Annotated in this window: 9 protein-coding genes and 6 tRNA genes; 13 read left to right on the top strand and 2 right to left on the bottom strand. The window is 57.9% G+C overall.

Features of this window, described 5'->3' with window-relative positions:
• Nucleotides 1-36 precede the first annotated feature (36 nt).
• The 12 genes from JDW18_RS06825 to JDW18_RS06880 all read left to right on the top strand — a co-directional run bounded on the left by JDW18_RS06825 (nt 37) and on the right by JDW18_RS06880 (nt 11,732).
• Nucleotides 37-1,293, top strand: a complete 1,257-nt coding sequence (locus tag JDW18_RS06825; protein WP_218242936.1) for an efflux RND transporter periplasmic adaptor subunit — start codon at nt 37-39, stop codon at nt 1,291-1,293.
• Nucleotides 1,290-4,487, top strand: a complete 3,198-nt coding sequence (locus tag JDW18_RS06830; protein WP_218242937.1) for an efflux RND transporter permease subunit — start codon at nt 1,290-1,292, stop codon at nt 4,485-4,487. Before JDW18_RS06825 ends, JDW18_RS06830 begins: the two co-directional genes overlap by 4 nt.
• 94 nt (nt 4,488-4,581) lie before the next feature.
• Nucleotides 4,582-4,668: transfer RNA gene (locus JDW18_RS06835), tRNA-Leu, on the top strand.
• Between the two features lie 342 nt (nt 4,669-5,010).
• Nucleotides 5,011-6,321 (top strand): trigger factor, encoded by a 1,311-nt coding sequence (gene tig, locus JDW18_RS06840; RefSeq protein ID WP_218242938.1) that lies wholly within the window; start codon nt 5,011-5,013, stop codon nt 6,319-6,321.
• A gap of 131 nt (nt 6,322-6,452) precedes the next feature.
• On the top strand, nt 6,453-7,061 hold the full coding sequence (gene clpP, locus JDW18_RS06845; RefSeq protein WP_281421609.1) for an ATP-dependent Clp endopeptidase proteolytic subunit ClpP: 609 nt from the start codon (nt 6,453-6,455) through the stop codon (nt 7,059-7,061).
• Between the two features lie 176 nt (nt 7,062-7,237).
• Complete coding sequence (gene clpX, locus JDW18_RS06850) at nt 7,238-8,500, top strand: ATP-dependent Clp protease ATP-binding subunit ClpX (protein ID WP_218242939.1); 1,263 nt, start codon at nt 7,238-7,240, stop codon at nt 8,498-8,500.
• A gap of 143 nt (nt 8,501-8,643) precedes the next feature.
• Nucleotides 8,644-11,058 (top strand): endopeptidase La, encoded by a 2,415-nt coding sequence (gene lon / locus JDW18_RS06855; RefSeq protein WP_218242940.1) that lies wholly within the window; start codon nt 8,644-8,646, stop codon nt 11,056-11,058.
• A gap of 109 nt (nt 11,059-11,167) precedes the next feature.
• Nucleotides 11,168-11,243: transfer RNA gene (locus tag JDW18_RS06860), tRNA-Gly, on the top strand.
• Nucleotides 11,244-11,300: 57 nt separating this feature from the next.
• Nucleotides 11,301-11,376: transfer RNA gene (locus tag JDW18_RS06865), tRNA-Gly, on the top strand.
• Nucleotides 11,377-11,433: 57 nt separating this feature from the next.
• A tRNA-Gly gene (locus JDW18_RS06870) sits at nt 11,434-11,509 on the top strand.
• A gap of 57 nt (nt 11,510-11,566) precedes the next feature.
• Nucleotides 11,567-11,642: transfer RNA gene (locus JDW18_RS06875), tRNA-Gly, on the top strand.
• A 16-nt stretch (nt 11,643-11,658) separates the two neighbouring features.
• Nucleotides 11,659-11,732: transfer RNA gene (locus JDW18_RS06880), tRNA-Cys, on the top strand.
• Nucleotides 11,733-12,354: 622 nt separating this feature from the next.
• On the opposite strand, the gene JDW18_RS06885 is transcribed toward JDW18_RS06880, so the two are convergent.
• Together JDW18_RS06885 and JDW18_RS06890 are read right to left on the bottom strand one after the other, a co-directional pair.
• Nucleotides 12,355-13,581 carry an IS256 family transposase gene (locus JDW18_RS06885; RefSeq protein ID WP_218239608.1) on the bottom strand — a complete coding sequence of 409 codons (1,227 nt, stop codon included), beginning with the start codon at nt 13,579-13,581 and terminating at the stop codon, nt 12,355-12,357.
• A 209-nt stretch (nt 13,582-13,790) separates the two neighbouring features.
• A protein-coding gene (locus JDW18_RS06890) for an IS3 family transposase (protein WP_218239616.1) occupies nt 13,791-14,941 on the bottom strand; the annotation gives its coding sequence in 2 pieces (ribosomal slippage) (nt 13,791-14,695 and nt 14,695-14,941; 1,152 coding nt in all).
• A 134-nt stretch (nt 14,942-15,075) separates the two neighbouring features.
• Between JDW18_RS06890 and JDW18_RS06895 the strand changes: the two genes are divergently transcribed.
• On the top strand, nt 15,076-24,336 hold the full coding sequence (locus tag JDW18_RS06895; RefSeq protein ID WP_218242941.1) for an Ig-like domain-containing protein: 9,261 nt from the start codon (nt 15,076-15,078) through the stop codon (nt 24,334-24,336).
• Nucleotides 24,337-24,395 lie beyond the last annotated feature (59 nt).

Below are 24,395 nucleotides of genomic sequence, written 5' to 3' on the forward strand. Positions count from 1 at the left end.
CCTGGGTCCTGTCTATTTCTACAAGCCCAGAACACCATGGCTGTTTCGTCTTCCCATCGTTTTGCTGCAGGCCTGCGTGGCCGGCCTGCCAGCGCCTTGCTGGTACTTTCTGTGGTGGCTGCCGCTGCCATGCTCTCGGCCTGCTCCAAGAAGGAGCCGCTGCCCGAGCCGGTGCGGGCCGTGAAGTTGCTGACGGTGGGTGAAGGACAGATTGAAGCGGCGCAGGAGTTTGCCGGTGATGTGCGTGCGCGCGTGGAGTCTCGCCTTGGCTTTCGCGTGGGCGGCAAGATCATCAAGCGCGAGGTGGAACTGGGCCAGCGTGTGAAGGCTGGCCAGGTGCTGGCGCGGCTGGATGCGCGGGACTATCAGCTCAGCGCGGAAGCCGCACGGGCGCAGGTGACATCAGCAGCCACGCAGCGCGATCTGGCGCAGGCCAATGTGCAGCGCTTTCGCGCCCTGCGTGCACAGAACTTCATCAGCGCTGCCGAGATGGAGCGCTATGAAGCCAATCTGAAGGCCACCCAAGCGTCGCTGGATCAGGCCAAGGCGCAGCTGTCCAGCCAATCCAATCAGGAGAACTACACCCAGTTGCTGGCCGATGTGGATGGCGTGGTGACCAGTGTGGATGCGGAGCCGGGGCAGGTGGTGGCCGCAGGCACGCCCGTGGTGCGCATTGCGCAGGACGGCGCAAGAGACGCGGTGTTTGCCGTGCCCGAAGACCGCCGCGCTTCAATCCGCATAGGGCAGGGCGTGCAGGTCAGGCCCTGGTCTGATGAAAATCAGGTGGTGCAAGGTTTGGTGCGTGAAGTGGCAGCCAGTGCAGACACTGCAACACGCACCTACCAGATCAAGGCCGCGCTGCAGGGGGCGGATGCGCCCGCTCTCGGCTCCACGGTGCGCATCCTGCCCCAGGGCATGAATGTGGCCAATGCCGCTGCAGGCGGCGTCATCAAGCTGCCCACGACAGCGCTGCGCCAGAACGGTGGTGGCGGTCAGGGCACGGCAGTGTGGCTGTTTGACCCTGCCACCAGCACGGTGCAGCTGCACAGCGTGCAGGTGGCAACGGCGGATGGCAATGAAGCGGTGATTGCCGCTGGCCTCAAGCCCGGCATGCAGGTGGTGGCCACAGGTGTGCATGTGCTCAATCCGGGGCAGAAGGTCACGGTCTATCGGGACAAATATGCCAAGCCGGTTGAGAAAACTGCATCAAATCAGCCCCAGGTTCAATCTGATAAAGCGCCAACAGCTACAGAAGGTGTAGCGCCTGCGGCTGCGCCGGAGGCTGGCAAATGAGCGCTAGCGGACAAAAACCGGGCGGCGGTCATTTCAATCTTTCGCGCTGGGCACTCGATCATGTGGCGCTGACGCGCTACTTCATGGTGGTGCTGATGCTGCTGGGCTTTGCGGCCTATTTTCAGTTGGGGCAGGATGAAGATCCGCCGTTTACCTTCCGCGCCATGGTCATTCGCACCTACTGGCCCGGTGCGACTGCAGAGCAGGTGGCCCAGCAGGTCACGGACAAGCTGGAGCGCACGCTGCAGGAGGTGCCGTATGCGGAAAAAATCAGCAGTTACTCCAAGCCCGGAGAGTCGCAGGTCATCTTCCAGCTCAAGGACACCTCACCCGCCAAGGAAGTGCAGCAGCTGTGGTACACGGTGCGCAAGAAGGTGGGCGATATGCGCTACACCTTGCCGCAGGGCGTGCAGGGGCCGTTTTTCAATGATGACTTTGGCGATGTCTACGGCGTCATCTATGCGCTGCAGGCCGAAGGCTTCAGCAATGCTGAGCTGAAGGTGCTGGCCGATGAGGTGCGCCAGCAGCTATTGCGCGTGCCCGACGTGGCCAAGGTTGAGCAGTTTGGCGTGCAGGACGAAAAAGTCTTTGTCGAGCTGTCTCAGCGCGCCACGCAGATGGGGCTGAACCTCAAGCAGGTGCTCGATCAGCTCAACCAGCAAAACGCGGTGACCTCGGCGGGCACGCTGCAGACGCCTGCGGAAACCCTGGTGCTGCGCGTACAGGGTCAGTTCAACGATCTGGCCCAGCTGCGTGACATGCCCATTCGCGGCCCTTCGGGGGCTCAGCTTCGCCTGGGCGATATTGCCGAAATTCACCGTGGCTATGCCGACCCTGCCAACGTGAAGGTGCGCTTTCAGGGTGAGGGCACGATTGCTCTGGGTGTCTCCATGGTCAAGGGCGGGGACATCATTGCCCTGGGCAAGGCACTGAAGGCAACGACGGAGGGCATCAGCAAGCGCCTGCCCGTGGGAGTGACGCTGCAGAATATGCAGGATCAGCCCAAGGCGGTGGCCGATTCGGTCAGCGAATTCGTCCATGTGCTGATCGAGGCTGTGGTGGTGGTGCTGGCGGTGAGCTTTATTAGCCTGGGCCTGCACAAGCGCGAAGGCCAGCAGCCACTGTGGAAGCGCTGGTATATCGACCCACGCCCCGGTCTGGTGGTGGGCATCACGATTCCGCTGGTGCTGGCCGCCACTTTCCTGGCCATGTGGTACTGGAATATCGGGCTGCACAAGGTGTCGCTGGGCTCGCTCATCATTGCGCTGGGCCTGCTGGTGGACGACGCCATCATTGCGGTGGAGATGATGGTGCGCAAGATGGAAGAGGGCTACGACAAGTACCGCGCCGCCACCTTTGCCTATGAGATCACCTCCAAGCCCATGTTGACGGGCACCCTGATTACGGCCACGGGTTTCCTGCCCATTGGCATGGCCAAGTCCATGACGGGTGAATACACCTTTGCCATCTTTGCGGTGACGGTGATTGCGCTGGTGCTGAGCTGGTTTGCCTCGGTGTACTTTGTGCCCTATCTGGGCACGCTGCTGCTCAAGAAGCCGCCGCATGCTGCCCACCTGCCGCCCGAAGTGGCTTCCGGCGAAGTGTCTGCCGAGGAGGCTGGCATCAATACCGACAGCGAAGAGCATGAGCTGTTCGATACACCCTTCTACAACCGCTTTCGCAGCATTCTGAACTGGTGCATTGCCCACCGCTGGCTGACGATTGGCGCCACGGTGCTGATCTTTGCGCTGGGCATTGTGGGCATGGGCCGGGTGCAGCAGCAGTTCTTCCCGGACTCCAGTCGCCCCGAGGTGCTGGTGGATATCTGGTTCCCCGAAGGCACGGCTTTGCACGCCAATGAGGAAGTGACGCTGCGCGTCGAGCAGCACTTCATGAAGCTGGAGGGCGTGGCCTCAGTCAGCGAGTGGATTGGCTCGGGCGTTCCCCGCTTCTATCTGCCGCTGGATCAGGTCTTCCCGCAGAACAACGTCTCGCAGTTCATCATCGTCGCCAAGGATTTGAAGCAGCGCGAAGAAATTCGCAAAAAGCTGCCAGCGCTGATGGCCGAGGAATTTCCTGAGGTGCGGGCGCGTGTCAAGCTGCTGCCCAACGGCCCGCCTGTACCCTATCCGGTGCAGTTCCGCATTCTGGGAGCGGACGCGGCCAAGCTGCGCGCATATGCCGATGACGTGAAAAAGCTCATGCAGGACAACGCGAATATGCGTGGTGTCAACGACAACTGGAATGAGTCCATCAAGGTCATTCGCCTCAAGGTCGATCAGGACAAAGCCCGTGCGCTGGGTGTGACCAGCCAGTCGATTGCCGAGGCCACCAGCATGCAGTTCTCCGGCACCACGGTGGGCCAGTTCCGCGAGGGTGACAAGCTCATCGACATCGTCATGCGCCCGCCCAAGCAGGATCGTGATGCGATCTCGGACATTGCCGACGTCTATGTGACGACGAGCAGCGGTCAGTCCATTCCGTTGACCCAGATCGCCAAGCCTGTCATGACCTGGGAGCCAGGCGTGATGTGGCGTGAAAAGCGCAACTTCGCCATCACCGTGCAAGGCGATGTGCGCGAAGGTCTGCAGGGCGCCACGGTGACCAATGAGCTGCTGCCTGCGCTTCGCAAGATGGAAGAGGGCTGGCATGCCGCTGGTGATACGGCCTATCGCATCGAAGTGGCGGGCGCTGTGGAGGAAAGCTCCAAGGGCTCTGGCGCCATCGTGGCGGGCATTCCGGTGCTGCTGTTCCTGACCTTCACGCTGCTGATGCTGCAGTTGCGCAGCGTTAGCCGTTCGCTGCTGGTGTTCATCACCGGGCCTCTGGGCATTCCCGGCGTGGCGGCGGCTTTGCTGCTGCTGAACCGCCCCTTTGGCTTTGTGGCCCTGCTGGGTGTGGTGGCGCTGATGGGTATGATTCAGCGCAATTCGGTCATTTTGATTGACCAGATTGAAGCCGGCCGCGCCCGAGGGCTGGCGGCATGGGAAGCCATTGTGGAAGCTGCGGTGCACCGCCTGCGCCCCATTGTGCTGACAGCTGCTGCCGCCGTTCTGGCCATGATTCCGCTGTCGCGCAGTGTTTTCTGGGGCCCGATGGCCGTGGCCATCATGGGGGGGCTGATTGTGGCGACTTTCCTGACGCTGCTGGCACTGCCTGCCATGTATGCCGCAGCCTTCAGAATCAAGCGCTGAAGGAATGAGGCGCGGTTTGTGCTGAAAGACGCAAATTTGCGGCTAGAATCTGCGCCTTGACCCCAGTTGGCGTAAATTTGCGTATGACTGGACCGCGCGGGTGGCGAAATTGGTAGACGCACCAGGTTTAGGTCCTGACGGTGGCAACACCGTGCCGGTTCGAGTCCGGCCTCGCGCACCAGAATTCGGCAGATCTCTGCCCAGGCCCGGCCCCTTGCGGTACGGGCTTTTTCTTTTTCTGACCGCCTTTTCAGGCAAACCCCTGACATCCGACCACGGAGGCCGCGCAGCGCCTCGTTATAATGGTCGGCTTCGCCTGTTCCTGTTTTGCAGATGCCCGGCGCCAGACGCAGGGCAAGCAGCATCGCCGCCGGAACCTCCGGCATCCGGGAGCAGGCTTCGGAAAATTTGTGGTGCCGCATGTCGCGACAAGTTCGCTGCACGTGCGCGCACTGTGACTTTGCGCAATACGGTGCGGGTTGCAAGGCAATCTGCACGGTCCTTATCCCTCTTAGGAAAAATCATGGCCGTTAACGTTGAAACTCTTGAAAAGCTCGAGCGCAAGATCACGCTGAGCGTGCCCCTGTCCTCCATCCAGTCCGAAGTGGATGCTCGCCTGAAGAAGGTAGCTCGCACTGTGAAGATGGACGGCTTCCGTCCCGGTAAGGTGCCCATGAGCGTTGTGGCTCAGCGCTATGGCTACTCGGTTCAGTACGAAGTGCTGAACGACAAGGTGGGCGAGGCTTTCGCCGCTGCCGTGAACGAAGCTGACCTGCGCGTTGCCGGTCAGCCCAAGATCACAGAAAAGGAAGGCGCTGCCGAAGGCGAAGCCCAGTTCGAAGCGGTGTTCGAAGTGATGCCTGAAGTCAAGATCGGCGATCTGGCGACTGCTGAAGTGGAAAAGCTGACTGCTGAAGTGGACGACGCTGCCATCGACAAGACTGTGGACATCCTGCGCAAGCAGCGCCGCACCTTCACCGATCGTGCTGCCGGTGAAGCTGCTGCTGACGGCGACCGCGTGACCGTGGACTTCGAAGGCAAGATCGACGGCGAGACTTTCTCCGGCGGCAAGGCTGAAGACTTCCAGTTCCTGGTTGGCGAAGGCCAGATGCTCAAGGAATTCGAAGACGCAACCCGCGGCATGAAGGCTGGCGAGTCCAAGACTTTCCCCTTGGCTTTCCCCGCTGACTACCACGGTGAAGACGTGGCCGGCAAGACTGCCGACTTCCTGGTGACCCTGAAGAAGGTCGAAGCCCCCAACCTGCCCGAAGTGAACGAAGAGTTCGTTAAGACTCTGGGCGTGGACGGCGGCTCCGTGCAAGCTCTGCGCGACGACATCAAGAAGAACCTGGAGCGCGAAGTGAAGTTCCGCGTTCAGGGCCGTAACAAGCAGTCCGTGATGGACGCACTGGTGTCCGTGTCTGAGCTGGACCTGCCCAAGGCTTCCGTGCAAGCTGAAGTGGGCCGCCTGCTGGAAGGCGCTCGTGCCGAGCTGCAGCAGCGCGGTATCAAGGATGCAGCCAAGGCTGAAATCCCTGAAGACATCTTCCTGCCCCAAGCCGAGCGCCGCGTGCGTCTGGGTCTGGTTGTGGCCGAGCTGGTCAAGACCAACAACCTGCAAGCCACTGCCGAGCAGATCAAGTCCCACGTGGAAGAGCTGGCTTCCAGCTACGAAAAGCCTGAAGACGTGGTGCGCTGGTACTTCGGCGACCGTAACCGTCTGGCCGAAGTCGAAGCCGTTGTGATCGAAAACAACGTGACTGAATTCGTGCTGGGCAAGGCCAAGGTCAGCGACAAGGCTGTGTCCTTCGATGAACTGATGGGCCAGGCTTAATTGCCAGCCTTTATCGGTGCTTGCCCTAGGGTGGGCGCCGATAAGTAAAAAGCGGGGCTTGTGCTTTTGCGCGCAAGCCCCATTTTCTTTTCAGATTGCGGCTACAGTAGGCGCATAGCACTGGAGAAAACATGAGCGCATTGGATACTTTGGGTCTGGGCATGGTGCCCATGGTCGTTGAACAGTCGGGCCGCGGTGAGCGCTCCTACGACATTTACTCGCGTCTGCTCAAGGAGCGCGTGATTTTCCTGGTGGGCGAAGTCAATGATCAGACTGCCAATCTGGTGGTCGCACAGCTTCTGTTCCTGGAAAGCGAAAATCCTGACAAGGACATCTCCTTCTATATCAACTCCCCTGGCGGCAGTGTGACGGCGGGCATGGCGATTTTCGACACCATGAACTTCATCAAGCCTGATGTCTCCACACTGTGCACCGGCATGGCTGCCAGCATGGGCGCTTTCCTGCTGTCCGCAGGTGCCAAGGGCAAGCGTTACGCACTGCCCAATGCGCAGGTCATGATTCACCAGCCCCTGGGCGGTGCGCGTGGTCAGGCCACCGAGATCGAAATTCACGCCCGCGAGATCCTCAAGACCCGCGAACGCCTGAACAAGATCCTGGCCGAGAACACCGGTCAGCCTCTGGAAAAGATCCAGCACGACACCGAGCGCGACTATTTCCTTTCAGCTGATGAGGCTAAGGAATATGGTCTGGTGGACCAGGTGATCAGCAAGCGCTCCTGAAAACCATAGCGCCTTGCGCTTGCCAGTATTGGCTTGCAAGGCGATTTCATTCAAACAGCGATGGGCTGGAAGGCCTGTTCGCCAAGAGGCTCGGCGGCGTTTGACCCTGAAGGGCAACGCCGCCTTGTCTTTCGTTATCATTAATTTTCGTTTTTTCGTAACGAGGCACAGCCCCCATGGCCGATAAAAAAGGCTCTTCCACCGAAAAGAATTTGTATTGCACCTTCTGTGGCAAAAGCCAGCATGAGGTCAAGAAGCTGATCGCTGGTCCCTCCGTCTTCATCTGCGACGAGTGCATCGATCTGTGCAACGAGATCATTCGCGATGAGCAGCCCGCTGCTGACACCAAGGATGCTCGCGGTGATCTGCCTACGCCTGCCGAGATCAAGACCAATCTCGACAACTACGTGATTGGCCAGGAGCAGGCCAAGCGCACGCTGGCCGTGGCTGTCTACAACCACTACAAACGCCTGCGCTACAAGGACAAGGCCGGCAAGGACGAGGTGGAGCTGACCAAGAGCAATATCTTGCTGATTGGCCCTACAGGCTCCGGCAAGACCTTGCTGGCCCAGACGCTGGCGCGTCAGCTCAATGTGCCTTTTGTGATGGCCGACGCCACCACGCTGACCGAAGCTGGTTATGTGGGTGAGGACGTTGAGAACATCATTCAGAAGCTGCTGCAAAGCTGCGAGTACGACGTTGAACGTGCTCAGCGCGGCATCGTCTACATTGATGAAATCGACAAGATTTCGCGCAAGTCTGACAACCCCAGCATCACCCGTGACGTTTCGGGCGAGGGTGTGCAGCAGGCACTGCTCAAGCTGATCGAAGGCACGATGGCCAGTATTCCCCCTCAGGGCGGCCGCAAGCATCCGAATCAGGACTTTCTGCAGATCGACACCACCAATATCCTGTTCATCTGTGGCGGTGCGTTCGCGGGTCTGGAAAAGGTGATCGAGAACCGTACCGAGGCATCTGGCATTGGCTTTGGCGCCGCAGTCAAGAGCAAGAAGCAGCGCTCCATCTCGGAAGTGTTCCAGGAGATCGAGCCTGAAGATCTGATCAAGTTCGGCATCATCCCCGAGCTGGTTGGTCGTATGCCTGTGGTGACGGCGCTGGCCGAGCTCAGCGAAGAAGCTCTGGTACAGATCCTGACCGAGCCCAAGAATGCTCTGGTCAAGCAGTACAGCAAGCTGCTGTCCATGGAGGGTGTTGAGCTGGAGATTCGTCCTGCCGCGCTCAAGGCCATTGCCCGCAAGGCGCTGGCACGCAAGACGGGTGCGCGCGGTCTGCGCTCCATCCTGGAGCAGTCGCTGATCGGCACCATGTTCGAGCTGCCCAACGCCGAGAATGTGGAAAAGGTTGTGGTCGAGGAGTCCACCATCGAAGACGGCAAGGCACCGTTGCTGGTTTACCGCGAGGCCGCCAAAAAGGCCTGATACTGTCATGAAGTCAGCAGGGCATATGCCCTCCTGACTGGGACTGAAAGGCAATGCCCCTGATGTCGCAAAAACAATTTGTGGCCGGGGGTTGAAATACACCGGTAAGCGGACCATCTTCCGCTGAGAAACCGAGGATACCTATGTCTGGACAAACCCCTTTGCCTTCTACCGAGCTGGATCTGCCGCTGCTGCCCTTGCGCGACGTGGTGGTGTTCCCGCATATGGTGATTCCGCTTTTCGTGGGGCGTGCCAAGAGCATCAAGGCTCTGGAGCTGGCCATGGAAGGCGACCGCCGCATCATGCTGGTGGCGCAAAAGACCGCCTCCAAGGATGAGCCTGCTGCGGAAGATATGTTCGATGTGGGCTGCGTGTCCACCATCCTGCAGATGCTCAAGCTGCCTGACGGCACCGTGAAGGTGCTGGTTGAAGGTCAGCAGCGCGCTCTGGTCAAGCAGGTCAAGGACGAAGAGTCGCACTTCACGGCCACCGTCACGCCTGTGGAGGCGCAAGGCGATGCCCATGAGCAAAGCGAAATCGAGGCACTGCGCCGCGCAGTGACCCAGCAGTTTGATCAGTACGTCAAACTCAATAAAAAGATTCCTCAGGAAATCCTGACTTCGATTGCCAGCATTGACGATGCGGGTCGTCTGGTGGACACCATTGCTGCGCATCTGCCGCTCAAGCTTGAGAACAAGCAGGCCGTGCTGGACTTGGTGGATATCAAGGCGCGACTGGAGAATCTGTTCGAACAGCTCGAACGCGAAGTCGATATTCTCAATGTCGACAAGCGTATCCGTGGCCGCGTCAAGCGCCAGATGGAAAAGAACCAGCGCGACTTCTATCTGAACGAGCAAGTCAAGGCTATTCAGAAAGAGCTGGGCGAAGGCGAGGATGGCGCGGACATCGAGGAGATCGAGAAAAAGATCAAGCTCGCCAAGATGCCTGCCGAGGCCCGCAAGAAGGCTGAAGCTGAACTCAAAAAGCTCAAGCTCATGTCTCCCATGTCGGCAGAGGCTTCGGTAGTACGCAACTACATCGAAGTGCTGACGGGTCTGCCATGGAGCAAGAAGACCAAGATCAAGCATGACCTGGCCAATGCCGAGGAAGTGCTGAACGAAGATCACTTTGGCCTGGAAAAGGTCAAGGACCGCATTCTTGAATATCTTGCTGTGCAGCAGCGTGTGGATAAGGTCAAGGCGCCGATTCTGTGCCTGGTTGGCCCCCCTGGCGTGGGCAAGACCTCGCTGGGTCAGTCGATTGCCAAGGCCACAGGTCGCAAGTACGTGCGTATGGCGCTGGGCGGCATGCGTGACGAGGCTGAAATTCGCGGTCACCGCCGCACCTATATCGGTGCTATGCCGGGCAAGGTGCTGCAGAGCCTGGAGAAGGTTGGCACACGTAATCCTCTGTTCCTGCTGGACGAAATCGACAAGCTGGGTATGGACTTCCGTGGTGATCCTTCGAGCGCCTTGCTGGAAGTGCTGGACCCCGAGCAGAACAACACCTTCGGTGACCACTATGTGGAGGTCGACTTTGACCTGTCGGATGTGATGTTTGTGGCGACTTCGAACTCCATGAACATTCCTTCGGCCCTGCTGGATCGTATGGAAGTCATTCGTCTGTCGGGCTATACCGAAGACGAAAAGACCAATATCGCCATTCGCTACCTGCTGCCCAAGCAAGTCACCAATAACGGTGTGAAGGATGGCGAGCTGGAAGTGACCGAAGGCGCTATCCGCGACATCGTGCGTTATTACACGCGTGAAGCGGGTGTGCGTTCGCTGGAGCGTGAGCTCTCCAAGATCTGCCGCAAGGTGGTCAAGGGTCTGCAGCTCAAAAAGCTCGAACCTAAGGTGGTGGTGACTGCTGACAATCTGCCTGACTATCTGGGCGTGCGCAAGTTCAGTTATGGCCGTGCCGAGCACAACAATCAGGTGGGTCAGGTCGTGGGCCTGGCATGGACAGAGGTGGGCGGCGATCTGCTGACCATCGAGGCTGCAACCATGCCTGGCAAGGGCGTCATTACACGCACCGGTTCGCTGGGTGATGTGATGAAGGAGTCGGTCGAGGCTGCCCGTACGGTGGTGCGCAGCCGTGCTCGCCTGCTGGGTATCAAGGATGAAGCCTTTGAGAAAAAGGACATCCACGTTCACGTGCCCGACGGTGCAACGCCCAAGGATGGCCCCAGCGCTGGCGCAGCGATGACAACGGCTTTTGTCTCGGCACTGACAGGTATTCCGGTTCGCGCCGATGTGGCCATGACGGGTGAAATCACCTTGCGTGGTGAAGTGACAGCCATTGGTGGTCTCAAGGAAAAGCTGCTGGCGGCTCTGCGTGGCGGCATTAAGACGGTGCTCATCCCTGAAGAGAACGTGAAAGATCTGCAGGACATTCCAGACAACGTGAAAAGCGGTCTGGAGATTGTTCCGGTCAAGTGGATCGATCAGGTGCTCAAGGTGGCGCTGGAGCGCGAGCCTCAGCCTTTGGCGGAAGAAGAAGTGGCAGCAGTTGCTGCCACGGATACCAAGCCTGTGGAGCCTGCCATCAAGCATTGATGGCTGATTTGTGAAAATTGTGGCGTTTTTTCTGGGAGGCCTCAGAACTGCGCTACAATTCATCCATCGCAGCAAACAACGTTGTACAATGTTGGGCTTCGGTAGATATGCGGGAATAGCTCAGTTGGTAGAGCGATACCTTGCCAAGGTATAGGTCGACGGTTCGAACCCGTTTTCCCGCTCCAGGTTTTCAGAATCTGTAGCAATGCAGATTCGCATCAAGAGGCGTAAGTCTTTTGAATGCGGGAATAGCTCAGTTGGTAGAGCGATACCTTGCCAAGGTATAGGTCGACGGTTCGAACCCGTTTTCCCGCTCCAGGTTTTCAGAATCTGTAGCAATGCAGATTCGCATCAAGAGGCGCAAGTCTTTTGAATGCGGGAATAGCTCAGTTGGTAGAGCGATACCTTGCCAAGGTATAGGTCGACGGTTCGAACCCGTTTTCCCGCTCCAGGTTTTCAGAATCTGTAGCAATGCAGATTCGCATCAAGAGGCGTAAGTCTTTTGAATGCGGGAATAGCTCAGTTGGTAGAGCGATACCTTGCCAAGGTATAGGTCGACGGTTCGAACCCGTTTTCCCGCTCCAGGTTTTTTGTGATAGCGGCGCGATAGCAAAGCGGTTATGCCCCGGATTGCAAATCCGGTTAGACCAGTTCGACTCTGGTTCGCGCCTCCAAAATTGATAGCATGTAAGCCCTTCAGACTAACGGTTTGAAGGGCTTTTGCTTTTGTGTTCTCGAATACCTGTTTGTCGCTGCTGGCACTCCGCACAAGTAATGTTTGGCCCCCTAGCATGGCGCTAACCGGTGCCGCATATCGGTTGCAAGCTCATTTCCAGATGAGTTTGGGGTAAATGGGGATCTATCTTTCCGCTCCACTTTTGGCGCTTGATGAATTGCTGGCAAGTGAGGGATTTCATTGAACTTGGCGACAACTGCTCTGGTCATCTGTGCCGTCTACGCATTGGAAGCATCGCTTTCAATCTGTCCGGATGGGTGCTCCTCCTGCGTGCGCTGCTGCACAACTTTTGCGCTATCGGGTCAAGTTAGTGCAGAGAGTGCCTGTAGGAGTTCATTGTGGGTCGAGCGAGGTAACGGCGTGTCAAGCCTTTAGTGATTTCGAATGTGCTGCTTCAAGTCTGGTGCGTTTGTTTGTATTTTGTGATTTATTGTCAATTTTTAAGGGTGAATTGTTGTTGGAAGAGGTGTTTTTTAGGTTCGTTGATGGCAGGCTTTATTAATTTATTGTTAAATGCAACTTGAGGGCGTGTCCGAATTTTTGTGTAAACGGTTCGGACTTCAATTGATGGAAATGCGGTCTCCGAACTGAATGGTAAAGCGGGTCAGCGCAGCCTTCCAATCCCGGATGGGCATGGTCCACTTCTGGCTGATGTTGCGCAGGGCCAGGTAGAACAGCTTGGTCAGCGCCTCGTCGCTGGGGAACGAGCCCCGGTTCTTGGTCAGCTTCCTCAGGCCCATGTTCACCGACTCGATGGCATTGGTGGTGTAGATGACCTTGCGGATTTCCGGCGGGTAGTCAAAGAACGGGGTCAAGCGGCTCCAGTTCCTGCGCCAGGACTGGCCGATGGGCAGGTACTCGGCATCCCAGCGCTGCTCGAATTCACCGAGCATCAGCTCGGCCTCCTCGGCGGTGGCGGCCGTGTAGATGCGTCTCAGGTCTGCGGCCACTTCTTTGCGACGCTTCCACGAGACGTAGTTCAGGCTGTGGCGCACCATGTGCACGATGCACAACTGAACCACTGTCCTGGGAAACACGGCCTCAATGGCTTCAGGGAAGCCCTTGAGGCCATCGACGCAGGCGATGAAGATGTCATGCACGCCCCGGTTGCGCAGCTCGGTCACGACCTGCAGCCAGAATTTGGCCCCCTCGGTCTGCGCCAGCCACAGGCCCAGCACCTCCTTCTCGCCCGTCATGGTGATGCCGATGGCCAGGTACACCGCCTTGACCCGCACAGCGCCCTCGCGCACCTTCACATGGATGCAGTCCAGATAGACGATGGGGTAGATTGCATCGAGCGGGCGGGCTTGCCAGGTCTTGACCTCATCGGCCACGGCGTCGGTCACCGAGGAAATCAGGCTGGGCGAGACCTCGGTGCCGTACATCTCCTCTAGGTGGGCCTGTATCTCGCGCACCGTCATGCCGCGGGCGTACAGCGAGATGATTTTGTCGTCGAAGCCGGCCCAGCGGGTCTGGTGCTTGGGGATGAGTTGGGGCTCGAAGCTGCCATGGCGGTCACGTGGCACCTCGATGGGCAACTCGCCGAAATCGCCCTTGAGGGTCTTCTTGCTCTTGCCATTGCGGGTGTTGCCAGTGGTGTTGGCTACCGCTTCGTTGCGTTCGTGGCCCAGATGCTCGGTCAGTTCGGCGTCCAGGGCTCGCTCCACCAGCAGCTTGGTCAACTGTTTGAGCAGGCCGTTCTCGCCGATGAGGTCTTCGGGTTTCTTGTAGTTGGCCAGCAGGCCAGACAGCAGTTCTTCGGGTACGTCGTGTTTCTTGGTGCTCATTGTGCTTACGGATAGGCCGGCTTGCGCCGGCGGTGGATTGTCCGTTTACACAAAATTCTGCACACCCTCCAACTTGATTGCCTGTAGGTTAATTCCTTCAGTCTTGTAGTCTAAATTCGACTCTTGAGGGTTGCTTCTTGGGTGTAAACCCTTGTTTTTAATCGTTTTGAGTTGCCGGTCATTCTGCTAACTGAATCGCCCCGGATTCCCTAGACACTTTTAAGCCGTTGGGAATGGCGTTTCTCGAACTCTATCGGAGAAATATCTCCTGCAGTGCCGTGACGCCTTTTTGGGTTGTAGAACATCTCGATGTAGTTGAAGATATCTGCCCTTGCGTCCTCGCGCGACGTGTAGATCTGGCGACGAATTCGCTCGCGCTTGAGCAACTGGAAGAAGCTCTCGGCCACTGCGTTGTCATGACAGTTACCGCGGCGACTCATGCTGGAGACTAGGTTGTGATCTCGTAGGAAGTCCTGCCAGTCATGCCCGGTGAACTGACTTCCCTGATCCGAATGCACCATGACCGCCTGATCAGGTCGACGACGCCACAGAGCCATCAGTAGTGCATCGAGTACCAAGTCGGTATCGATGCGGCTGCCCATGGACCAGCCCACGACCAGACGGGAGAACAGATCAACCACCACTGCCAGGTACAGCCATCCCTCGTGAGTGCGGATGTACGTGATGTCGGTCACCCACGATTGATTGGGCTCATCCACAGCGAAGCGGCGCTGCAGGTGGTTAGGGGCAACTATGGCGGGCTTGCCTCCGCGCATCCCAGGGCGGCGCCGGTATCCCGTTTGCGAACGCAGCCCTTGGAGCTTGAGCAAACGGGCCACGCGGTGTTTACCGCAGCGCTCTCCCAGATCCCGCATGTCCAGTGTGAGCTTGCGGTAGCCGTACACACCACCACTTTCAAGCCAGGCTTGTTTGAGCAAACCTTGCAGTCGCAGATCATCCCGAGCCCGTGGGCTGACGGGTTCAGCTTTCCAAGCGTAATACCCGCTGGGATGTACCACCATGACTTTGCACATGCTACGAATGCTGTATTCGTGCTCATGTTTCTGAATAAATGCGTACTTCACCCGAGCTGCTTGGCAAAGTACGCTGCGGCCTTTTTTAGGATGTCACGCTCCTCGGTCACACGCTTGAGCTCGGACTTTAGTCTGCGCAACTCTTCTGTCTGCGTAAGTTGAGCTTGTCGCTCTGCGGGAGGCCCTGAATGCGTCTTCAGCCACTGATACAGGCTATGTTGACTAACGCCAAGGCGCTGTGACACGTCAGCGACCTTGTGGCCTCGTTGTGTGATCTGCTTGATGGCTTCGATCTTGAATTCGTCTGGATATTTAGGCTTACTCATGGCACCTCCTATTGGGCCTCGGGATTGAGGCTCAGAAGTGTCTAGAAAACCCGGGGCGATTCAAACTGTGCGGGCGATGCACGGTTTCCTCGGTTGAGTCTCAAGGCTCTTCATCACCCTAATCAATGTCAAACATGTCAGTCAATATCGTCATCAAGTCGAACAATACGGTCAGCAAGGACATCCCTCTGGAAAATCTGAGCCTGACTCAGCCTTCCATCGTTCAACTGGATATCGCTCCTGAAAAAGTGGCCCGATTCGAGCGGCGTGACAATGATCTGGCATTGGTGCTCAAGGACGGTCGCACGGTGATCGTGCAAAACTTTTTCGTAGTGGATGCCAATGGCGTGCGCAGCGATTTGGTGCTGCTGGATGATTCTGGCGTGCTGTGGTGGGGGCAGTACAGCTCGCCTTGGGCCCAGTTCCACTTTACGGAAATTGAATGGATTGATGCACCCATAGCGTTGCTGCCCAATGCTGGAGCTATTCCTGGCTGGTTGCTTGCAGGCCTGGGGGCTTTGGGGTTGATAGTGGCGTCAGACATTAATGCTGGCGGATCGTCACAACCTGAAAGCAATCGTGCTCCCACGGCTCTTGCGGATCCCTTGAGTCTCAAGGAGAACGGTACGGGTAGCGGCAAGATCACGGCGCAAGATCCGGATGGCGATGTACCAAGGTTTGTAGTTACTACCCCACCTGTCAACGGCACTGTGACAATGAACCCTGATGGGACGTTTGTCTACACACCAAACCCCGGTTTTAGTGGCGAAGACAAGTTCACGGTGACCGTGAGTGATGGTAAGGGCGGTACCACTACAGTGGACGTTCCCGTGACCGTGACGCCAAGCGAGACGCAGCCAGGCATTACCCCTCCGATCCAGCATGTGGTGACGGATGAGGACACGCCAGTATCTGGGAAGGTCACAGCAACAGACTCCGATGGCGGCACGCTGACCTACACCAAGGGTAGTGAACCCGCCCATGGCACCGTGACCGTCAATCCTGACGGCACCTGGACCTATACGCCCAGCAAGGACTACAACGGCAAAGACAGCTTCACCGTGACGGTGGATGACGGCAAGGGTGGCACCAGCACGGTTACCGTGGATGTGGATGTGACTCCGGTCAACGATGCGCCTGTGGCCAAGGATGACGTGGGCACCTATGACCCCGCTTCCAGCACCTTTGTGGGAAGTGTGCTTAAAAATGACGCTGACCCAGACGGTGACCCGCTGAAGGTCACCGGCTTTGTCGTAGGCGGTAAAACCTATGCGCCTGGTCAAACCGTTGAACTGCTGTCCACCAATGGTGACAAGGTCGGTTCGTTGACAGTCAAGGAAGACGGCAGCTATGCATTTGTGCCTCAGCCCGGCTATGCGGGTAGCGTGCCTAAAATTGACTACACCGTCACTGACGGAACGTTGAGCGACACAGCAACGCTGACCTTCCCGGAACTGCCCTACAACAACAATCCGCCAGCAGGCAAGGCGGACCCTGTGACTACAAATGAAGACACGCCAGTGTCTGGCAAGGTCACAGTGACAGACCCCGATGGGGACACGCCAACGTTTATCGTGACCACGCCTCCTGCCCATGGCACGGTGACCATCAATCCGGACGGCTCGTTCGAATACACCCCCAACTCGAACTACAACGGCGGTGACACGTTCACGGTGACCGTGGAAGACGGTAAGGGCGGTACCACCACGGTGGAAGTGCCCGTGATGGTCAACCCTGTCAACGATGCACCTCTAGCCAAGGATGACGTGGGCACCTACGACCCCGCTTCCAGCACCTTTGTGGGAAGCGTGCTTAAAAATGATGTTGACCCAGACGGCGACACGCTGAAGGTCACCAGCTTTGTCGTGGGCGGTAAAACCTATGAGCCTGGCCAAACCGTTGAACTGCTGTCCACCAATGGCGACAAGGTTGGTTCGTTGACAGTCAAGGAAGACGGCAGCTATGCATTTGTGCCGCAGCCCGGTTATGCGGGTAGCGTGCCTCAAATTGACTACACCGTCACTGACGGAACGTTGAGCGACACAGCAACGCTGACCTTCCCGGAACTGCCCTACAACAACAATCCGCCAGCAGGCAAGGCGGACCTTGTGACGACAAATGAAGACACGCCAGTGTCTGGCAAGGTCACAGTGACAGACCCCGATGGGGACACGCCGACGTTTATCGTGACCACGCCGCCTGCCCATGGCACGGTGACCATCAAGCCTGATGGCTCGTTCGAATACACCCCCAACTCGAACTACAACGGCGGTGACAGCTTCACGGTGACCGTGGAAGATGGCAAGGGCGGTACAACGACGGTGGACGTTCCTGTGACGGTTAACCCCGTCAACGATGTTCCTGTGGCATTTGTGCCACCAGTGGTGACAGATGAAGACACACCGACCACCGGCAAGATCACTGTGACCGATCCGGATGGTGGTACACCGACCTTCTCGGTGACCACACCGCCTACCAACGGCACGGTGACGATCAAGCCCGACGGCTCGTTCGAGTACACCCCTAACCCTGGCTACAACGGTGGTGACAAGTTCACGGTAACCGTTGACGACGGCAAGGGCGGTACCACCACGGTGGAAGTACCCGTGATGGTCAACCCTGTCAACGATGCGCCTGTGGCCAAGGATGATGTGGGCACCTATGACCCCGCTTCCAGCACCTTTGTGGGAAGCGTGCTTAAAAATGATGTTGACCCAGACGGCGACACGCTGAAAGTCACCAGCTTTGTTGTGGGCGGTAAAACCTATGCGCCTGACCAAACCGTTGAACTGCTGTCCACCAATGGCGACAAGGTTGGTTCGTTGACAGTCAAGGAAGACGGCAGCTATGCATTTGTGCCGCAGCCCGGCTATGCGGGTAGCGTGCCTAAAATCGACTACACCGTCACCGACGGAACGTTGAGCGACACAGCAACACTGACCTTCCCGGAACTGCCCTACAACAACAATCCGCCAGCAGGCAAGGCGAACCCTGTCATTACGAATGAAGACACGCCAGTGTCTGGCAAGGTCACAGTGACAGACCCCGATGGGGACACGCCAACGTTTATCGTGACCACGCCGCCTGCCCATGGCACGGTGACGATCAATCCGGATGGCTCGTTCGAATACATCCCTAACTCGAACTACAACGGCGGTGACAGCTTCACGGTGACCGTGGAAGACGGTAAGGGCGGTATAACGACGGTGGACGTTCCTGTGACGGTTAACCCCGTCAACGATGTTCCTGTGGCATCCGTGCCTCCAGTGGTGACAGATGAAGACACACCGACCACCGGCAAGATCACTGTGACCGATCCGGATGGTGATACACCGACCTTCTCGGTGACCACACCGCCCACCAACGGCACGGTGACGATCAAGCCCGACGGCTCGTTCGAGTACACCCCTAACCCTGGCTACAACGGTGGTGACAAGTTCACGGTAACCGTTGACGACGGCAAGGGCGGTACCATCACGGTGGAAGTGCCCGTGATGATCAACCCTGTCAACGATGCGCCTGTGGCCAAGGATGACGTGGGCACCTATGACCCCGCTTCCAGCACCTTTGTGGGAAGCGTGCTTAAAAATGACGCTGACCCAGATGGTGACCCGCTGAAGGTCACCAGCTTTGTCGTAGGCGGTAAAACCTATGCGCCTGGCCAAACCGTTGAACTGCTGTCCACCAATGGTGACAAGGTCGGTTCGTTGACAGTCAAGGAAGACGGTAGCTATGCATTTGTGCCGCAGCCCGGCTATGCGGGTAGCGTGCCTCAAATTGACTACACCGTCACCGACGGAAAGTTGAGCGACACAGCAACGCTGACCTTCCCGGAACTGCCCTACAACAACAATCCGCCAGCAGGCAAGGCGGACCCTGTGACTACAAATGAAGACACGCCAGTGTCTGGCAAGGTCACAGTGACAGACCCCGATGGGGACACGCCAACGTTTATCGTGACCACGCCGCCTGCCCATGGCACGGTGACGATCAATCCGGATGGCTCGTTCGAATACATCCCTAACTCGAACTACAACGGCGGTGACAGCTTCACGGTGACCGTGGAAGACGGTAAGGGCGGTACAACGACGGTAGAAGTGCCTGTGAGTGTCAATGGCGCTCCTGTGCTCGTCGATAGTAATGGCAACCCAGTCAGCGGCAAGGTGACGGAAACAACACCCGAGGACACCCCCGTCAATGGCAAGCTGACGGCGACCGATCCTGATGGCGACAAACTGACCTACACCAAAGGCAGCGACCCCACCAACGGCACCGTGACCGTCAACACCGACGGCACCTGGACCTATACGCCCAACAAGGACTACAGCGGCAATGACAGCTTCACTGTGACGGTGGATGACGGCAAGGGTGGCACCAGCACGGTTACAGTGAATGTGGATGTGATTCCGGTCAACGATGCACCGACAGCGCCAAGCAACACCATCACCGTGCTCGAAGAAAGCACCGGCACCAGCCTGGGCCTGACAACGCCCACCGATGCTGACGGCGACACGCTGACCATCACTGTCACGGGCCTGCCCCCACTGGGCACGGTCAAGCTGGCCGATGGCACCGTGGTGACCAATAACATGACGCTGACCAGCACGCAGCTGACCGGTCTGGTCTACGACGCACCGGCTGACTACAACGGCACCGATCCTGTGGGCAGCTTCACCTATACCGTCGATGACGGCCAGGGTGAGAGCAACAGCATCAGCACCGGCACCGTGACCATTGGTGTGACGGAAGTCAACGATGCACCGACAGCGCCAAGCAACACCATCACCGTGGACGAAGAAAGCACCGGCACCAGCCTGGGCCTGACAACGCCCACCGATGCTGACGGCGACACACTGACCATCACTGTCACGGGCCTGCCCACACTGGGCACGGTCAAGTTGGCCGATGGCTCCGTGGTGACCAACGGCCAGACCCTGACCAGCAGCCAGCTGACCGGTCTGGTCTACGACGCACCGGCCGACTACAACGGCGTCGATCCTGTGGGCAGCTTCACCTACACCGTCGACGACGGCCAGGGTGAGAGCAACAGCATCAGCACCGGCACCGTGACCATTGGTGTGACGGAAGTCAACGATGCACCGACAGCGCCAAGCAACACCATCACCGTGGACGAAGAAAGCACCGGCACCAGCCTGGGCCTGACAACGCCCACCGATGCTGACGGCGACACACTGACCATCACTGTCACGGGCCTGCCCACACTGGGCACGGTCAAGTTGGCCGATGGCTCCGTGGTGACCAACGGCCAGACCCTGACCAGCAGCCAGCTGACCGGTCTGGTCTACGACGCACCGGCCGACTACAACGGCGTCGATCCTGTGGGCAGCTTCACCTACACCGTCGACGACGGCCAGGGTGAACCCAACAGCGTCAGCACGGGCACCGTGACCATTGGCGTGACGGAAGTCAACGATGCACCGACAGCGCCAAGCAACGCCATCACCGTGCCCGAAGAAAGCACAGGCACCAGCCTGGGCCTGACAACGCCTACCGATGTCGACGGCGACACGCTGACCATCACCGTCACTGGCCTGCCCACACTGGGCACGGTCAAGCTGGCCGATGGCTCCGTGGTGACCAACGGCCAGACCCTGACCAGCAGCCAGCTGACCGGTCTGGTCTACGACGCACCGGCCGACTACAACGGCGTCGATCCTGTGGGCAGCTTCACCTACACCGTCGACGACGGCCAGGGTGAACCCAACAGCGTCAGCACGGGCACCGTGACCATTGGCGTGACGGAAGTCGACGACCCATCTGTGCTGGTGCCAGATACAAAGGTAGTGAACGAAGACAAGGATGCAATTGGCAATGTGCTGACCAACGACACCGATGTCGACAGCACCTTGACCGTGCAAAGTTTCACGATCGCTGGAGTAACTGGCAGCTTCACGGCAGGTAGCTTGGCGGTAATTGCTGGTGTGGGCACGCTGACCATTGGCAGCGATGGTGCCTATACCTTTAGGCCGGAGACCAACTGGGATGGTCAGGTGCCGCAAGTCACCTACGCCACCAATACTGGCAGCAGCTCGACGCTGGATATCACCGTGCGGGCTGTGCCTGAAGCCACCATCGTCATTGCCGATGATGTGCTGGTGCCGGGCCGTGGTACTACCGTCACGATCACCTTTGACAAGGACATTGATCCGAGCACATTCACCCTGGCGGATATATCGATCATGGTCGGTGGCGTGGCAACGCCGGGTGCTGGTGTGCTGAGCAATCTGGTTCAAGACCCTGTGACCCAAGAGTGGACGGCCACCTTTACGCCTGACGAGTCTGCGCGTGGCAAGCAGATCGATCTGGTGATTGCCGATGGCAGCTTCACGAGCACTGCGGGTGTGGCGGGTATCGGTGATGAGGATGACACACGCGTGAACATTCGTCCCACGTTGGATCTGGATGTTGATTCGGGCAGCATCAGCTATGTAGGGGGGGGGGATATTGCGGGGACAGGCAATAGCAGTGATTACAACAATAGCTGGTCTGTGACGGGTGGTAATTCTCAAATCTGGCCAGAAATAAAGAACGGAGGCATCAACCTTTCAGCTGATGGAGGGTCGTACTCCGCTATTCTCAAGAACTCACCTGAACTAACCTCGGGCCAGGTGTTGCAGCTGTCCATGAGCTGGAACAATGGTTGGGGAGGAGGAGACGGCAAATCCGGTGGGGTGTCCACCCTGACATGGAGCTACGGCGGGGCCGACTTCATGACAGCAACGACACCCGCGCCCGGTACTTCGGGGCCAAACTGGGGTGACGCCTTCCCGGCTGATTCGCTCAACGCCACCATTACGCTGGCTCCCGGTGTGCAGATTTCCTTCGACGGTGGAGTGACGTGGTTGGATAACAGCAAACCGATTCCATGGGGAACATGGATGACGCATACCAATCAGGATAACAAATGGTCTGCAGCTGAGGTAGACGACATTCTGGTCAAGCTGCCGGATTCCATGCTGTCACCGGGCAACAAACTGAGCTTTGCTTGGAATGCCGTAACTGGCACGAGTGATGACTTCCAGATCTCTGATATACAGGTTATGACACCCGACCCCGCCAGCGGTAGCGGTGGCACTGCAGGCGACACCGTGGTCTATGATCCCGATGCGAATGGCAATGCCGATGCCAGCAAGGACTTGCTGGACAAGGTCACCGTGGCCGATCTGGATTCGGGCGACTTCATCCGTTCCACGGTCATCGCCCTGAAGGACGCCCAGCCGGGCGACCAGATGTGGCTAGAGGGGAACACCTCGTCCACTGGCTCTGTGACTGTGAGCGGCTCCACGCTGAATTACAGCATTGCGCAAGTGGCCGGCGATATTGTTCTGACCATCACTTCGCCTACCGGTGCAGATGTGCCCAAGGAAGTGTGGAACGAGGTGCTGGAGTCGCTGACCTTTGGTACGACTTACCCTGACCCTGGTGAGCGCACGGTGAGCTTTGTGATCAACGATGGTCTGGAAGATAGCGACGCTGCCGAGATCAAGATTGATGTGCAGTCTCCTGCTGATGTGGGCACGATTCCTGGTCTGGATGTGAGTTCAGATCCGGGCAGCTACACCAGCATGGACAATGATGACAACCCATTGAACGGCGGCAATGGCGATGACGTGCTGCTGGGCGACCCCGGTGGTGTTGGCGTAGTGCAGAACCCAGCAGAGGACTACAACATTGTTCTGCTGGTGGATCAATCCTTGAGCATGAACAGCAATAGTTTGATTCAAAATACGGAGGCCGCACTGAGGGCTCTGGTCACTAGCATGAGCGGTCATCAAGGCAAGATCAATATTGCTTTGGTGGGCTTCTCTGAATTGGCTAGCACGGGTGTGAAGGTGAGCTTGACCGATATCACTACAGGTGACTTTACGAGCAACGTTGCCAGTCTGATGACGGCAATTGATGCTCTGAGTACCGGCCTGAAGGCGAGAACCAACTATGAAGCAGGCTTTAACGCAGCTGTGAACTGGCTCAATACCCAGCCTTCGGGATACCAGAACCTGACCTACTTCATTACTGACGGTGTACCGAATGGTTATGTCAAGGACGATGGCACAGAGTTCCAAGGTTCTGGCACTACTACGACGGCTGCAATCATGAATGACACGATTGCTTCGTTCAACAAGCCAGGGGGTCTGGGTGATATCAGCAAGGTGCATGCCGTTGGCTTGGGTTCTGGCATTGATCTGAATACGCTCAAGTTCTTTGACAACAGCGATCTGGTCACGTCGAATCACTCTATAACCATTGGAGGAACCACTGTCACTGGTAATGGAGGAGATGTCACGATGGTGGCAAATGCTACGGATCTGACTGCTGCTTTGAAGGGCGTTAGCACTGACATCAAGCAAGACCCTGTGGGTAGTGACGTGGTCAAGGGCGGCAATGGGGACGATATCTTGTTCGGCGATACGTTGAATACGGATGCGCTCCAGTGGTCTGGCAGAGCAGCCTATCCCGCAGGTTCGGGGCTGGCTGCGCTCAAGGCGTATCTGAAGTCGGAAGTCACTGCCGGTGTCGATCCTACGGATGAGCAGATTTATGCTTATCTGCGTGAGAACCATGCCCAGTTCAATGTCTCTGGAGACCTGCGTGGTGGCCATGACATTCTGGATGGCGGCGCAGGCAACGACATCCTGTACGGTCAAGGTGGACGCGATACCTTGCGTGGTGGCGCGGGTGACGACATCCTGTACGGCGGTACCGGTGCTGACACTTTTGTATGGAAGCAGGGTGACACTGGTAACGACAGCATCAAGGACTTCAGCATTGCCGCAGGCGACAAGATTGACCTGAGTGGTTTGCCAAGTAACTTCACGTACAGCATGGTGGACAACGCCGACGGTGATGCCTTCCTGGTGCTGAAGGATCAAGCGGGTGTGTCTTTTGCTTCTATCACGGTAGACGGAGTAAGTACGGCGGATCTGAATGCGAGTGGTTTGTTGCTAGCTCCAGCTGCTGCTCCTGCTGCCACGTTTGCCATGGCCAGAGCCTTCCATTTGGATTCCTCAGAGGATGGGCTTGATGCAGCGACGCCGCAAAGTGGTGACCAGGTGAATCTTGTGTCTGCAACACAGGCTGCTGAAGTCAATGCCTTCCAGACTCCATCGTTGCTGTCGCTGGCAGCTCTGGATGGACTGGATTCAAGCGAGGACGATGGCGTCGAGCTGCCCGCTTTGGAGGACGTTCTGAGCACAGGTTCTTCGGCGGCTGAGTCGCTGAATCTTGGATCCGTGACCGACGACTCGGACGCTGAAGCGGTATCGGCGATGCCTAATGCCGCTGCATTCAGCTTTGAAGCTGAGTCGCTGACCTATTTGCCGTCGACTGTGGCTTCACAGGACGACGAGCAACTGTATTCGAGCGTGCACATCTGAAGCTAAGTCAGTCCCCCGGCAATAGGCCGGGGTGACTGGCTGTTGGCCGCTCCATTCTG

The sequence above is a fragment of the Comamonas fluminis genome (assembly GCF_019186805.1).
Taxonomy (GTDB): Bacteria; Pseudomonadota; Gammaproteobacteria; order Burkholderiales; family Burkholderiaceae_C; genus Comamonas; species Comamonas fluminis.

Coding starts and splice junctions, on each gene's coding strand:
- JDW18_RS06825 (WP_218242936.1), top strand. CDS start 37: ATGGCTGTTTCGTCTTCCCATCGTTTTGCTGCAGGCCTGCGTGGCCGG.
- JDW18_RS06830 (WP_218242937.1), top strand. CDS start 1,290: ATGAGCGCTAGCGGACAAAAACCGGGCGGCGGTCATTTCAATCTTTCG.
- tig (WP_218242938.1), top strand. CDS start 5,011: ATGGCCGTTAACGTTGAAACTCTTGAAAAGCTCGAGCGCAAGATCACG.
- clpP (WP_281421609.1), top strand. CDS start 6,453: ATGAGCGCATTGGATACTTTGGGTCTGGGCATGGTGCCCATGGTCGTT.
- clpX (WP_218242939.1), top strand. CDS start 7,238: ATGGCCGATAAAAAAGGCTCTTCCACCGAAAAGAATTTGTATTGCACC.
- lon (WP_218242940.1), top strand. CDS start 8,644: ATGTCTGGACAAACCCCTTTGCCTTCTACCGAGCTGGATCTGCCGCTG.
- JDW18_RS06885 (WP_218239608.1), bottom strand. CDS start 13,581: ATGAGCACCAAGAAACACGACGTACCCGAAGAACTGCTGTCTGGCCTG.
- JDW18_RS06895 (WP_218242941.1), top strand. CDS start 15,076: ATGTCAGTCAATATCGTCATCAAGTCGAACAATACGGTCAGCAAGGAC.